This window comes from Bradyrhizobium sp. WYCCWR15520, assembly GCF_056174665.1.
In genome coordinates this window covers 93446-107263 of record NZ_JBWBWM010000009.1, presented here as the reverse complement: position 1 = coordinate 107263, position 13818 = coordinate 93446, and the positions used below count along the sequence as shown (strand labels likewise).

15 protein-coding genes and 2 tRNA genes are annotated in these 13818 nt (G+C 61.9%); 5 read left to right on the top strand and 12 right to left on the bottom strand.

Going from position 1 to position 13818, the window contains the following annotated elements; genetic code table 11:
- Positions 1-190: 190 nt before the first annotated feature.
- From AC0QUY_RS12365 to AC0QUY_RS12355, 3 genes are all read right to left on the bottom strand, one after another.
- A complete protein-coding gene (locus AC0QUY_RS12365; protein ID WP_475387030.1) occupies positions 191-568 on the bottom strand; it encodes a YbaN family protein in 378 nt (125 codons plus the stop codon).
- Positions 569-717: 149 nt separating this feature from the next.
- Positions 718-791, bottom strand: a tRNA-Gly gene (locus AC0QUY_RS12360).
- Positions 792-1103: 312 nt separating this feature from the next.
- Positions 1104-1301, bottom strand: coding sequence for a hypothetical protein (locus tag AC0QUY_RS12355; protein ID WP_475387029.1), 198 nt, complete (start codon positions 1299-1301; stop codon positions 1104-1106).
- 221 nt (positions 1302-1522) lie between these two features.
- On the opposite strand from AC0QUY_RS12355, the gene AC0QUY_RS12350 reads away from it, so the two are divergent.
- Entirely contained in the window at positions 1523-1918 is a 396-nt protein-coding gene (locus tag AC0QUY_RS12350; protein WP_475387028.1) for a YciI family protein, read from the top strand.
- Positions 1919-1989: 71 nt separating this feature from the next.
- Here the strand turns inward: AC0QUY_RS12350 and AC0QUY_RS12345 are convergent, their stop codons facing one another.
- Together AC0QUY_RS12345 and AC0QUY_RS12340 are read right to left on the bottom strand one after the other, a co-directional pair.
- On the bottom strand, positions 1990-2373 hold the full coding sequence (locus tag AC0QUY_RS12345; RefSeq protein ID WP_475387027.1) for a hypothetical protein: 384 nt from the start codon (positions 2371-2373) through the stop codon (positions 1990-1992).
- A 303-nt stretch (positions 2374-2676) separates the two neighbouring features.
- Positions 2677-2762: transfer RNA gene (locus AC0QUY_RS12340), tRNA-Tyr, on the bottom strand.
- A 204-nt stretch (positions 2763-2966) separates the two neighbouring features.
- Here AC0QUY_RS12340 and AC0QUY_RS12335 point away from each other — a divergent pair.
- Positions 2967-3794, top strand: a complete 828-nt coding sequence (locus AC0QUY_RS12335) for a TrmH family RNA methyltransferase (protein ID WP_475387026.1) — start codon at positions 2967-2969, stop codon at positions 3792-3794.
- Positions 3795-3848: 54 nt separating this feature from the next.
- Here the strand turns inward: AC0QUY_RS12335 and AC0QUY_RS12330 are convergent, their stop codons facing one another.
- Positions 3849-4220 carry a hypothetical protein gene (locus AC0QUY_RS12330; RefSeq protein ID WP_161853897.1) on the bottom strand — a complete coding sequence of 124 codons (372 nt, stop codon included), beginning with the start codon at positions 4218-4220 and terminating at the stop codon, positions 3849-3851.
- Positions 4221-4260: 40 nt separating this feature from the next.
- Positions 4261-4707 carry a hypothetical protein gene (locus AC0QUY_RS12325; protein WP_475387025.1) on the bottom strand — a complete coding sequence of 149 codons (447 nt, stop codon included), beginning with the start codon at positions 4705-4707 and terminating at the stop codon, positions 4261-4263.
- A gap of 233 nt (positions 4708-4940) precedes the next feature.
- Here AC0QUY_RS12325 and AC0QUY_RS12320 point away from each other — a divergent pair, with 233 nt between their 5' ends.
- From AC0QUY_RS12320 to AC0QUY_RS12310, 3 genes are all read left to right on the top strand, one after another.
- Positions 4941-6578 (top strand): alkaline phosphatase family protein, encoded by a 1638-nt coding sequence (locus AC0QUY_RS12320; protein ID WP_475387024.1) that lies wholly within the window; start codon positions 4941-4943, stop codon positions 6576-6578.
- A 191-nt stretch (positions 6579-6769) separates the two neighbouring features.
- A complete protein-coding gene (locus AC0QUY_RS12315; RefSeq protein ID WP_475387023.1) occupies positions 6770-7525 on the top strand; it encodes a hypothetical protein in 756 nt (251 codons plus the stop codon).
- 137 nt (positions 7526-7662) lie between these two features.
- A complete protein-coding gene (locus AC0QUY_RS12310) occupies positions 7663-8601 on the top strand; it encodes a LysM peptidoglycan-binding domain-containing protein (protein ID WP_246738168.1) in 939 nt (312 codons plus the stop codon).
- Between the two features lie 18 nt (positions 8602-8619).
- Here AC0QUY_RS12310 and AC0QUY_RS12305 read toward each other — a convergent pair whose 3' ends face one another.
- From AC0QUY_RS12305 to AC0QUY_RS12285, 5 genes are all read right to left on the bottom strand, one after another.
- Positions 8620-9231, bottom strand: coding sequence for a methyltransferase family protein (locus tag AC0QUY_RS12305; protein WP_161853894.1), 612 nt, complete (start codon positions 9229-9231; stop codon positions 8620-8622).
- 27 nt (positions 9232-9258) lie between these two features.
- The gene (locus tag AC0QUY_RS12300) at positions 9259-10308 is read right to left on the bottom strand and encodes an NAD-dependent epimerase/dehydratase family protein (RefSeq protein ID WP_161853893.1); all 1050 of its coding nucleotides are present in this window, start codon (positions 10306-10308) and stop codon (positions 9259-9261) included.
- A 33-nt stretch (positions 10309-10341) separates the two neighbouring features.
- A complete protein-coding gene (locus tag AC0QUY_RS12295; protein ID WP_475387022.1) occupies positions 10342-10854 on the bottom strand; it encodes an Mpo1 family 2-hydroxy fatty acid dioxygenase in 513 nt (170 codons plus the stop codon).
- 691 nt (positions 10855-11545) lie between these two features.
- Positions 11546-12694: a CapA family protein gene (locus AC0QUY_RS12290; RefSeq protein WP_475387021.1), complete on the bottom strand. Its 1149-nt coding sequence runs from the start codon at positions 12692-12694 to the stop codon at positions 11546-11548.
- 10 nt (positions 12695-12704) lie between these two features.
- The gene (locus tag AC0QUY_RS12285) at positions 12705-13724 is read right to left on the bottom strand and encodes a ribonuclease Z (RefSeq protein WP_475387020.1); all 1020 of its coding nucleotides are present in this window, start codon (positions 13722-13724) and stop codon (positions 12705-12707) included.
- Positions 13725-13818 lie beyond the last annotated feature (94 nt).

Here is a 13818-nt window from a genome sequence, read left to right as displayed (position 1 = left end):
TATCCCCACAATGTATTTTTATTGTTTTTGTTTTACGTGCTGCGCGTCGCACGAGTGGACAGCGTTTCAACGCTAGTCGCCGACATTGTGTCTCAATCGGACTGATTTTGTGGCGAGTGCAGGCGTTCCGTGCGGCATGGTTACCGCGCACATCTCGACCGAGAAATGCACGGGATAGATGCCCTGCCTGCTAGATCGAGGAATCCTGATCGGCCATCGCCGGACGCGATACCACATATCCGGCACAGGCAAGGAACAGCAGCGCTACAGCCGCGGCAAGGGGCAGCGATGGATCGACGCTGTACCAGAACACGACAAACCCGATCGTCATTCCCGCGCACGCCGTGGCCTTGGCCGGCCGTGGGATGGCTCCCGTGGCGCGCCAATCCCGCAGCGGTTTGCCAAGTGTCGGATGATCGAGCAGCCATGCCTCGAACCGCGGCGACGAGCGCGCAAAGCACCACGCTGCCACGATCAGGAAAACCACCCCCGGCATCAGCGGCATCACGAGGCCAATCACGCCGAGCGCGACCATCACCCAACCGAGGCTGAAGTAGATGATGCGCATCAGGCCTGCCGCCCGTCCTTCCCGTCAAACAAAGACCGCTCGCTTCCCGTTCATGCCACGGCTTGCCGAGCCGTAGCTCGCGGCCACGAGCCCGCCTTCGCCCACTGGGCTTCGGCGCGGCAGCCTTCCCTCGCTTTGCGAGCGAAGGCTGGAGCGGGTGAAGGGAATCGAACCCTCGTATTCAGCTTGGAAGGCTGCTGCTCTACCATTGAGCTACACCCGCGCTGGCGTTGACCTAACACGCCGTGCCGGCGGCCTCAACCCGCCCCGCCGGCCCTCCTCCCGAACACCCTGTGCAGGCCCGGTGCGACCCGGCCCCCACCCCTTAACAGGGGCCGATTCGCCACCTATATTGCTGCTTCCATCAACAATGAAAGGAGGTGATCCAGTGTCTTATACCAAGCGCTGTCACCTCGCTGGGATCGCCCGCTAGGCCTGTTGAAGGCTTGGCTCCGGGCGCTCTCAGGCCTGGACCAGCGAGCACAAAAGTTGGAGCGCGGCGGGAGCCATCCCGCCGCGCTTTTTTATTTGCTGATCAAAAGCCGCAGAGATTGACGAAGCGCGGGCGCCGACCGCGGCGGTCTTCGACGATGCGCTCGCCGCCATTGATGGCTGAACTACCGTAGTAGCGGTGATGGCCGGTGACGTCGTGCCAATCGCCTGACAGCGACGATGACGGCGAGGCGCAGGACCTTGCGGCATCGCATATGATCGTGGCTGCCTTGCTTCGCATGACCGTCTCCGTGAATGGTGCGCGTTGGCTCGCGTTCTGCTCATCAGTCGTGGGCTTGCCAAGGCACGTTCAAGGGGCAACGGGTATATCGTGTTTCCGGACTGTTTCGTGGGCTACCCGTTTGTCGGGATCGGCTGCGGCGAAACGTCCTCGGAAGGGCGGCCAGTCCGGCCCGCCTGGAGCTTCGGCTCTGATTGAAAAGCTGTGTGAAGGAGAAAGCGATGCTCTACGCCATGCTGGCCTATCACGTCGAAGCCGAGGTCACGTCCTGGACCCCGCAGGAGGACGCGGCCCTGATGACCGAACTGCTGGCGGTACATGAGCGGCTGAACGCGAAAAAGCTGCTCGGACCGGCGGCCCGGCTCGGCGGCACGGCGGAAGCCCGCACCTTGCGCGGTCCGGGCGCGGGAACGGTCATCGACGGGCCGTTTGCCGAGACCAAGGAGCAGTTGCTGGGTCTGTACGTGTTGAATTGCGCCGATGAGGACGAAGCGATCGCGATCGCACGCGACCTGCGCCGCGCCAATCCGTCTGCGGTCTACGAAATCCGGCCGATCAGGCTTTATCTCCCCGGCGAGGCGTTGCCGGAAACAGCGAGCGACCCCGGTCAGGCTTGACGCTTCGAGCCGGGTTTGAAGAAGCCAGCGCAGGACGGCGCTATCAGGCACCATCCTGCACGTTGCTTGCATCAATATTGATACTGATATTGCCCTGGGCAAACATACTGACCGTAGCTGTCATAGTAACAGCTAGAGCGGTTGTAGTAGCCGTAAGCGCCCGCCGCAGCAGCCGCGCCGACAGCGGCAGCACCGTAGCCCCAACCCGGACGGTAATAGCCGCGGCCCGGATAACCCGCGACTGGACGACCTGCTATCGGACGGCCCGCTATCGGATGCGATGGCCGTGCGATGCGCCCGGCTTGCATGCCGCCGCCGCGGACGCCAGCGGCGTGAAAGCCGCCCCCGCCGCCACGGAAGCCGCCGCCACCACGGCGAGCGTAGGCGTCATCCGGAATGAGGGTTGCGGTGACCAGCACGGCTGATGCAAGAGCAACGAGAATAGATCGGAGCATGGCGAGTCCCTCCCTGGGGTTGCCGAGGGAGCGTGTGCCGATTGCAGGACACTAGATTGATGTAGATCAACGGATGCAGTCAGAGGTCTTGCCGACAGGGTGATAGGACACAGTTGGGCAATCACATTATCATCGAACTCAAACGACATTCTTGCCGAGCCTTGAGACTTGCGCGCATCGTAGCTCGCTTCGCGAGCGAAGCATTGGGAAAACTGGCTCGCCTAGCCGTAGCTCGCGGCCACAGCCCGCCTTCGCCCGTTGGGCTTCGGCGTGGCAGCCTTCTCTCGCTTCGCGAGCGAAGGCTGGTGGGGAAGGAAGGACTCGAACCTTCGAAGCCATACGGCGGCTGATTTACAGTCAGCTCCCTTTGCCACTCGGGACACTTCCCCGTCCGTCAGCGTCAGGAACCAGCCGCCCGAGTGGCGGAGGACCGGACCATGGATGACGCTGAGGCCGAAAGCGCGGATCGAACCGGCTGCGGCCGGCGCGTTTATGGGCGAAGGGGGGTGGCAAAGTCAACCAACGCGGAGCACCAAAAACGCGCTCATGAGGGCCAAATTGCCATATTCGGGGACCCGTGACACAAGCTCCCCATGAGCGATCGCGACCGAAAGCCGCCGTTCCGCCGTGGTGGCGGCAAACCCTTCGAAAAAGGGCGGAAATTCGCCCGTCCGCCGGGCCAGCGCGACCGGGAATCGAGCCCGGACGGGCCGGTGATTCTCTATGGCTGGCACACGGTCTCGGCCGCCCTGGCCAACCCGGAACGGCGGATCCGAAAACTGTTCCTGACCGAAAACGCCGCCCGGCGGCTGGCGGACGAAAATATCGACACCCGCGTTCCCCCTGACATCGTCCGGCCGAGCGTGATCGACCAGCGGCTCGGCCCCGACGCGGTGCATCAGGGCATGTTGGCGGAGGCCGAGCCCCTGCCCTCGCCGGATATCGATACGCTGCCGCAGCAAGGCATCGTGCTGGTGCTCGATCAGATCACCGATCCGCACAATGTCGGTGCGATCATGCGCTCGGCAGCGGCCTTTGCGGTGAAAGCGATCGTCACCACCGCCCGGCACAGCCCGGAGGCCACCGGCGTGCTGGCAAAATCCGCCTCCGGCGCGCTGGAACTGGTGCCGCTGGTGACGGTGCAGAATCTCGCGCGCGCGCTGACCGAGTTGAACGACCGCGGTTTCATGACGGTGGGGCTGGACAGCGAGGGGACCGAGAACCTCGGCGCGGTGGCGCTGCAGCAGCCCTTGGCGCTGGTGCTGGGCGCCGAAGGCAAGGGCCTGCGGCAACTGACCCGCGAGACCTGCCGCGTGGTGGCGCGGCTCGACGTGCCCGGTGAGATCAAGAGCCTGAACGTCTCGAACGCCGCCGTGCTGGCGCTCTATATCGGCGCGAGCCGATTGGGACTTATGAAATAAGAACGCCCGCTCGCGGAAGCGAACGGGCGTCGAAGCTTTCAAGCTACGATTGGATCAGTAGTAGCGGCGCAGCACGCGCTGGCCGCGATAATAGCCGTAGCGCTGTGCGCGATAGTACGGACGGTTGTAGCCATAGCCGTAGCCGGAGACCGAACCTTCGCGATAGACGGGATACGGCGCAAAATTGCCGGGACCGCTATAGGTCGGGCCCTGGTTGATCCAATAATACTGCTGCTCCGGATCGGGCAGACGCTCGCGGACCCAGCCGCAGGGGTTGCAGCCGCCATAGCCATAACCATAACCGTAGGCCGCGACCGGGGCGACATAGACCGGCGCTGCGCAAGGGGCGTAATAACCGCAGGCCATCGCGGGTGCTGCGGCCATGACGGCCACCGCCGCCACCAATCCTTTAAGTATCTGACGCATTACTCTCTCCTGTCGATGTTTTTCGTTGTCGTAATTTTTCTCAGCGCGGAAGGCGGTGCGGCCGTCGTCGGTCATCCTGCGGCGCGTAGATGATCTCGGGCGGATCGACGGGCACGTTGGATTGTGCCGGTAGCGGCGCTGACTGCGCCGACCAGGACTGATGGTAACTCTCGGCCGGCTGCGGCAATCTTCGGTTCGCCGGCGGCTCGATTTCGAGGCGCCCGTAACCGGGCATGCGGCCAGCGCTCGGATAATAACGGCCGACCTGCGGGACCGGATCGATGTAGCGGCCACCATAAATGGTCGGCTGGACATGGGTGCCCTTGCCGAGGCCCCAGTCGCCCTCGACCACCGCATAGGATGCGTCGATGCCATTAATGATGATGGGAACTCTAGGACGGCCCGGAATCACGATCTCAAAACCGCCGCCGGCGAAGGCCGTCGACGTCATCGCCGCCAAAATTGCCAGTGTCGCGCCAACCCGCATCGCCTGGGATCCCGGTTTCCTAGAGTCCCAATTTAATGCAACTGGCGATTTCAAGGGTTAAGGCGGCTGGCCAAACTGCCGGTAAGGCTAACGCGCAGGGCTGGATCGCCGCTCAATTGCGAGAAATGGCGCTATCCAATCGTTAACGCCGCTGGACCGCACCGCCGCTCGATTGTTATCTGCACGGCGATATCGCACCATCCCGCCCCCCAACGCCAGCCGAAATGCCTGAGATGACGCCCAAAATACCTGCGAAGAACGTGCTCTGGATCATGTGCGACCAGCTTCGCTACGATTATCTCGGCTGTACCGGGCATGGCGTGCTGAAGACGCCGAACATCGATGCGATGGCCAAACGCGGCGTGTTGTTCTCCAACGCCTATGTGCAGTCGCCGATCTGCGGCCCGTCGCGGATGTCGTTCTATACCGGCCGCTACATGCGCTCGCATGGCTCGCACTGGAACGGCTGGCCGTTGCGCGTCGGGGAGCCGACGCTCGGCGATCACTTAAAGAAGATCGGCGTGCGCAACGTGCTGGTCGGCAAGACGCATATGGCGCCGGACCTGGAGGGGCTGAAGAACCTCGGCATTCCGCCCGACTCGATCATCGGCGTGCATGTGTCCGAATGCGGGTTCGAGCCCTATGAGCGCGACGACGGCCTGCATCCGACGGGCAGGCCGCGGCCGGCTTATGACAATTACCTGCGCCAGCACGGCTTTGACGCTGAAAATCCGTGGGAGCACTGGGCCAATTCCGGCGCGGCTGATGACGGCAGCCTGCAGAACGGCTGGCTTCTCGTCCACGCCGACAAGGCCGCGCGCGTGCCGGACGAGCATTCCGAGACGCCCTACATGACGCGGCGCGCGATGGAGTTCATCGCGGAAGCCGAAGATGACGGCAGGCCATGGTGCCTGCATCTGTCCTACATCAAGCCGCACTGGCCCTACATTGCGCCGGAGCCCTACGCCAGCATGTACGGGCCTGAGGACGTGCAGCCGGTGATCCGCTCGCAGGAGGAACGCGCCAACGCGCATCCGGTGTTCGCCGCCTATATGGACATGCGCTACTCCCGCAACATGTCGCGCAACGAAGCGCGCGAAAAAGTCATTCCGACCTATATGGGCCTGATCAAGCAGATCGACGACCAGATGGGCGTGCTGATGCAATTCCTCGAAGCGCGCGGCCTGCTCGACACCACCATGATCGTGTTTACCTCGGACCATGGCGACTATCTCGGCGATCACTGGATGGGCGAGAAGGATCTGTTCCACGAACAGTCGGCCAAGATTCCGCTGATCGTGATCGATCCCTCAAGCGCTGCCGACGCGACGCGCGGCACGGTCAGCGACGCGCTGGTCGAGGCGATCGACCTGGCGCCGACCTTCCTCGACTACTTTGGCGGCACGCCGCCGGATCATGTCCTGGAAGGGCGGTCGCTCATGCCGCTGTTGCACGGCACGATGCCTGCTGATTGGCGCAAGGTGGTGTTCTCCGAATACGACTACGCCATGCAGGACGTCCGCGTGATGCTGAACCAGCCGATCGATCGATGCCGCCTGTTCATGGTTTTCGACGGGCGCTGGAAATTCATTCACGCCTCCGGGTTCCGGCCGATGCTGTACGACCTCGAAACCGATCCGCAGGAATTGGTCGACCGCGGCGCCGATCCTTCATGCGCCGAAATCGTGGCGCGGCTGCAGTCGGAGCTGTTCGACTGGGCGCTGCATCCGAAGATGCACATCACCACGCCGAACGCGAAGATCGCGGCCTATGCGGCTCAGCAGCTGCAGGTTAAGAACGGCATGTTGATCGGCATCTGGGACGAGGCGGAACTCGGTGCGATCAGGGAACGGATCGGGATAAAACCTTAAGCGACCGGCCCCGCACGCGCCAATTATTCTGCTCCGGGCGCCTGGCAAAACCATCGAGGCGCCTCGGTGTTGCGGCGGCGACACGTCGTGTTGGTAAATTGCGGCCGCTCACGCCACGTTTATTGCGGTTCCGAGCGCCCGGGCGCTACGGTCGCCCGGCGAAACACCTTGCAGTCCCCTTGAGGCGCGCAATGAAGCCCTATCGCGGCAATATCGGATCTATCGGCTGGTCATCCTTTTCCCGCCGGGCATCGTGGCGTCGACTGCATGCGATCGCGATTGCGTTTCTGCTGCTCCTGCCGATCGGCGCAAGTCCAACGCTGGCAGCGCCGAGTACCGCGTCGGCAGCCTCGACTGCTCACGTCTATCTGCTCCGCGGCGTGCTCAATATTTTTTCGCTGGGGCTTGATGACATTGCGGCACAACTGCGCGCGCAGGGTATCCCGGTCACAGTCGCGAACTTCGCCTCGTGGTCGTCACTCGCCGACGAAGCCGCCATCGCGTACAAGAGCGGCCGGATCAAGACGATCATTCTGGTCGGCCATTCCTCGGGTGCGACTGCACTGCCCGACATGGTCGCCAAGCTGGATCAGCTCGGCGCTCCTGTGAAGCTGGCCATCGGCCTGGATTCGGTGTTCCGCACCAGGCTGTCGGGGCGCGTGGGACGCTACGTCAACTTCTACATCGCCAACGGCAATGGCGAGCCGGTTGCGAAGACCGCGCAGTTCCAGGGCAAGCTCGAGAATATCAATGTGCAGAACGTTCCCGGCGTCGGGCACATGTCCATCGAAAAGAACCAGATCATGCAGCGGAAGGTGATCAGCGAGATCGACGCAGTCGTGTTCGACCGATCCGCACCGGCTTCGAGGGCGCCGAAGCCGCGGCAGCCTGGAGCGGCAGACGCGTCAAGATCAGGCGCGGCACGCGCCGCAGCGGTACGCCAGTAGTACAAACGCCGTCGCTGAAGCGCCGCAAATTCTGCCGATTTCTCGACGATAGATCACCCCGAGAGCGTCGGGTGGCGCGGCCGGCCGGCATTCAGGGTCAGGCGTAGCCTTACGCCCAAATCGCGAGCGGAATGTGCATGACAAGTCCCACGCAGGTTGCGGCGGTGATGATCCGTACGGCCCTTTCCGCCTGCATCTTGTCGGCTGCTTGCAATCTGGCGGTGGCCGATCCGGTCGCACGCACGGCCCCTGCTGTCGCGACGGTCGCTCCTGATGCGCCTCCGGCCGCGACCCAGCCGCAGGCGCGCGTCTATCTGTTCCGGGGCGCGCTCGGTCCGATCTTTTCGCGCGGAATGGACCGCCTGACCAAGCGCCTCCAGGAAGCCGGTATTCGGGCCGACGTCTATGAATTCACCATTTGCCGGCTGATCGCAGATCAGGCTATCCGCGATTACCGTGACAATGCTGCGCCGATCGTCCTGATCGGTCATTCGATGGGCGGACTGTGCGCCTTGACCTTCGCCGGGATTCTGAAATCCGAAAACATCTCGGTAAGCCTGGTGGTCACCATCGATCCTGCTCACGCAAGCCCGAAGGTGCCGCTGAACGTCGAGCGCTTCATCAACATTTTCCTGTCCGACAGCGTCTTGGGCGGCGGCGACGTGGTGGCGGAGCAGGGTTACCAGGGTCACTACGCCAGCTTCGATCTGAAGCAGCACGAGGAAGTCACCCACATCAACATCGACAAGATGGATTCCGTCCACGAGCAATTGGTGACGGCAATTGCACAGCTTCCGGCGACGCCTTTGCCGCCCAAGGGAGAGGCGCTGCCGCTGCGCTACGTCGTTCCTCCCGATGCCCCGTTGGAGCTGTGGGACAGCGGCACGCAGCAATTCGCCCGTTCGGGCGATACCTTGCAGAGGCTTGCGGCGCTTAACCACGTACCGCTGTGGTCGCTGACCCAGGCCAATCAGTATTCGGACAGTGCACCGCTGTCAGTTGGCCAGCGCGTCCTGATTCCGCGCCGTCTTGTGCCACCTGTCGCGACATCACCGGCACCGCGACCGAAACGATAGATTGCAGATGTTGCAGCGTCAGGTCGGTCGCAGGAACGGAATCAGCATCGGGACGCGGCGGCAATACGATCCATAGGCATCCGCGCCGAGTTCTGCCGTGAGGAAACCCTCCTCCATGCGGGCCTTCAAGCCCATCCCGAGCGAGATCAGCGCCGCACCCAGCATCGCAGTCACAGTTCCGACCGCGATACCCGTCACCAGCATCCCGGCGATAAGCCCCGTATAGATCGGATGGCGCACCATGCCATAGGGGCCGGTGTCAATGACCTGATGGCCTTCCTTGTGAGTGATCGCGTTCGACCAGAAACGTCCGAGATGAATTCTCCCCCACCAGGTGAACGAGATCCCCGCAAGGACAAGGCAAGCCAGCACATAGACGCCGAAATTGCCAAACTGCCAGAGCGGCGTTTCCCCCAGGAGCTTGCCGGTCAATGGCAAGAAGAGAGTCGCTCCCATGTAAATGAGAGAGCGGTACTTGAGCGAGTCCGAGCTCATCACATTCTTTTTGGTCTGCCCGGACCAGAACGATGCGACGACCCAGCTGATGACCCACAAAATCCAGATGATGGCGAGCAATTGTGTGGGCCAGGTCGTGGTCCAGCCACTCAAGGCGAAAGTAAACCATTGCATGTTTGTGGACCGCCTTAAACGAAGGGATCAACCGCCGAGCCGGCGCTCGACGTGAAACGGTCGAGAGCGAGCACTCGGCGCTGAGTCCCATTCAGGTTGATTGTTGCCGGCATCAAGCAGATGCGCAATGGTTTCACGCAATACGGGTTCTACGGGACCCGGCGCATAGCCCAGCTCTCGTTGCGCTCTTTCGATCGACAACGCCCCCGCCCGCAATGCGATACGAACGCCTTCGGCCGTACCGGACGGAGGCCGGCGCGTCACGTGATCGGAGATGAACTCCAGCGTTGCAGTGACCATTTCGGCGATCTTGCCGTTCACGTGAATGCACCGGACGCGACGGCCGCTGACCTCAGCCATGAGTTCGAGAACGCGTCTTAGCGGTATGCTTTCGCCACCGAGCACGTAGCGATGTCCGGCGCGTCCGCGCTCCATCGCCAGGATCAGCCCTTCGGCGGCGTCGCGCACATCGACGAGGTTCACGACAAAATCAAGATGCAATTGAAGGCGTCGGTTGAGAAAATACCGGAGCATCGCCGTTGGCGGGGTAACGTTGTGGTCATAGGGCCCAACGGGCATGGTGGGACAGCCGATAACGACCGGGTACCCGGATGCGGCCGCCTCCATCGCGAACCGGTCGGCGAGCATTTTTGAGCGCGTGTATGGACCCGGCATGTCGTCCGGCAGCAACGCATCGTCATCGACAGGAGCCATCGATGGCGAGGCACGGAATAGAATGGATTCCGTCGAGCAGTGCAGGAAGCGCTTTATGCCGCGCTTGCGCGCCGTCTCAATGACGATCTCGGTGCCACCGAAATTGACGGTGTGAAAATCGGCCTTGCGCGGCATCCACATCCCCGGCAGGCCAGCCAGGTGATAGACCTCGTCGACCCCGTCCATCGCGCGGTCCACCAGGTCCCGATCAAGCACCGATCCCCTGACAGACTCGACCTGCGCCAATGCGCGAGGCAGTGGCTGAAGATCGAGCACCCTCACCTGCCGACCCCGCGCGATAAGCGCCGAGACGAGGTGCTTCCCGATGAATCCACTACCGCCTGTGACCAGTATGCGCGTCATGCTACAGGTGCACTCGAGCTGAACTATCCGCGATCAAGATGCAGCACCTTGCGGCTGCCCTTGGATGATGATGGCGAGATCGCGCCGAAAGCCCAACGCGATAAACAGCTTCGCCATGACGAACATTGGGCCCAGCAACAGGTGGGTCGGATTGTCGACCAGCGCCGGCTGCCGCCCCTCGAACACGCGGTGCCCAATAATCTGCGATGCGACGCCGACAACAATGAAGACGGCCGCAAGTGACCACATGCCGACAGTCGTCGTATGACCAACGATCACGGCAGCGGTTGAGAGCAACACGACCGCGGCTGCAAGGATCCCGGCGCCAAGCGCGAAGTCGAGCAACAACCAATAGACTAGCACCGGTATGACAGCGATGGTTGCCGCACTGGTCTGAATCCCGAATACCGTGATCGGCCACAGGCTGAGCGGAAGGATAGCGGCCAGGAACAGGAACACGATGCCGAAGACATGCATCGCGCAGTTCCAGGGGTCACGATGATATTCAACGTAATCCGCAAGCTGCCGCCGAAAATATGAACCCATGCGGTGCTCATCCCCTGCTGTCAGCAGATGCGACCAGATGGGTCAACCGAAAACCCGGCGCACCTGCTTCGATGGCCAACTCCCATCAGAGAAATTAGGGTAGCTAAACCCGGGAATCATCATCAAGTCAAAGCGCGCGGCACATTTCGCAGCCCATCGCGTGCGCGCGAATACCAGCATTGACAAATCATGTAGTAATTCAGGCGATTAGCACCGTACCTGTCTGGGGAACCGGCACCCATGCGATAATTTCCCGCAGGTGTTGCCGTTCAGCCGAGCAGTCCTGACCGTCTCGTGACTACACGCATTACCCGCGACGCCAAGCACCAGCGCAATCGCTCGGACGTGACGCTCCCAACTCCGCGATCAGGGAGAAGATCGGGATGAAGCCATAAGATCCCGGGTGGCAAATGTGTCAATTTTCAGCTGGTTGGAAAAGCTGTTGGCGGGCGACCAGAATGCAGCGCCGGCTCAGGCGAGCGTCGAGCGCGATGCCCCAAGGGCGCATCGTCGAAGTCAGCCAGACGCTCTCGTCGGGCCGATCAACACCAGACCTTCATCCGAAGCTCATCGTCGGCGAAGACCTCGGCGCTCGGCTGAGTGGCGCCTGCGGCGCCTTGACTGGGGTAAGGGCTTCGTTTTGGCCGGTCGCTCCTTGGTTCGATGCTGCGACGCCGGCTTGTGACCAGAGTTAGGTCCCTGCCCCAGAGCCGACAACGACAAGCTGCCGTTCGGAATCAAGAACGACCCTTGTTCCAAACTGCTGACATTTCCCATCCAGGGTCTGCTGGATCCATTCGATGTCCCGCCACGTTGGAATGGAGAGACGAAAGTTCTTGATCTGCAGTGGAACCAGTTTGAGCGCATGAAGGCTTCCGCTCGTCGGATCCAGGTCGGCGAAATACATCAAGGCAAGGTCGTCGCGGTAGCGCTCGTAACCACCGATGCCTTCATAATCGTTCAGGAAATCACCGCAGCCATACAGAATGAGGCGGTCTCGATAAATTTCGAGCGCTCGCGGATGATGCGAAGAATGCCCGTGAACGATCGACACGCCTGCCTTGTCGATGAGAGCACGGGCCAGAATTTGCTGCTCATGGGGAATGTGATAGCCCCAATTGGATCCCCAATGGATTGAAACGACGACGAGATCGCCCGGCCTCCTGATCGCCATGACCTGGTCGGCGACGTCAGACGCATTCGTCTCAGAGAGGTCAGGCAGCAGGTTGACGCCTGGCGCGTCTGACGTCGCGGCCCATTCGAGAGGGATGCCGCTCGATGTCGATCCAAACGAAAAGATCAAGAGCCGCACTTTGCCAAGCATCAGCACCGCGGGTGCGCGCGCTTCATGATCGTTGCGTCCTGCGCCCGTCGCCTTGACGTTGAGTTTCTGCAAGGTGGTCAGCGTCTCCAGCAAGCCGGCGCGGCCCCAATCGAGCACATGGTTGTTGGCCAATACACAGCAGTCGATCCCGGCCGCCGCGAGACATTCTGCATTCTCGGGGCTCATGCGGTAGTTAATTCCCTTGTTCACGCGGTCGTTGCTGCGGGTCACAGCCGTTTCCAGATTGATGATCCGCGCATCCGGCTGCATGCGCTCCAACTGGCCCAGTGCGGCGCCCCAAACGTAGGAGGGCCCGTTGCGCCGCGGAATGGGCCCGTTCGCCAGCTCGGCGAGCAGCACGTATTCCTCCGCCGATCGCAGGTAGTGTTCGTAAATCTCGGGGCTGCAGGGGTGCGCCAACACCTGGTCGATGCCGCGGCCGCACATGACATCGCCGCACAGAAAGAGCCGCACCCATTTCCGATGCTTAGCCGGCAAATGTCTTTCCTCGAGCATGAAATACCGCTCAGGTTCTTGCGTCAGATGCAGGATCCCCGAACGCCGTCATCACCTCGGCCAGCATCCGCACCTCGTCTCCCGCATAGCGCGGAGAGAAGTGAAACGGCTCGATACGGCGCACATTGGCTTTCCGCGCAATTTCTCCGGCAGCCGTCGTTGTAAGGTGGGCCCGGTCCCTCGCCAACGCGGCATCCGTTCCCGCGAATGCCGCCTCAATGAAGAGGATGTCCGCATTCTGAACGAGCGCCACGATGGCGGCGCGATTGGCCGGCGTATCGGCAACATCCGTAACATAAGCAATTTTCTGGCCGGCGGTGACCGTCAGGAGGTCACGCAGGCACCCAAGCCGCTCGAGGCGATCGCCCGAAGCTGCCGCACCATCGATCCGTATCAAATGATCGTCCGAACGGCCTTCCACAACCGCCTGCTTGAGCCACTGCAGCCACGGACCGACCGGAAGCCCGCGCTCGGATAGTCGATTTTTCCAGATGTTGACATGGGCCGCTTCCTGCAGGGCAAAGCCGAGGCAAGGCGTGCCATGCTCGAGGATGGCGGCTGAGACGCGGCAGGCCCGCTCGTCACATAGGACGCCGTCAAGAATTGTCTTCGACACTGGCGGTTCCGCGGCAAAAGCCGTCTTCAACCGGAACTGCCTGGTCGAGATGGAGTTCGGCGTCTCAAGTTCGCTGACCACAAAGACCAGATCGGCGCCGTAGCTCTCGACCAGATTCCATCGATAGGCCTGAAGCTTGTGAAAGACACGCTCGGCAAAGCCGGCTGGGCCGTAAAGATGTATGGTTTTCTCCTGTCCCACGAGCAAGCGGAGCAGATGATCGAAGCCAACGAAATGATCGATATGCGCATGCGAGACGAAGATCCGATCGACGCGTCGTATCTTCCGCGGTGACAGTGACGCGATTTCCCCGAGATCGAACAGCACACTGTGCGTTTTGAACAGTGTCTCCACATAGACCGTCGGGTCGCCGTAGCGACCGTTGACCAGGCTCGGATGGAAGATCGGTCGCATGACAAACTATTCTGCAGCAGGGTTTTCACGCGACTTGTGCGTCACTCTACCGTCACGGCCCAAGGAACCCTCCTTCTATGCCAAGCTTCTATGC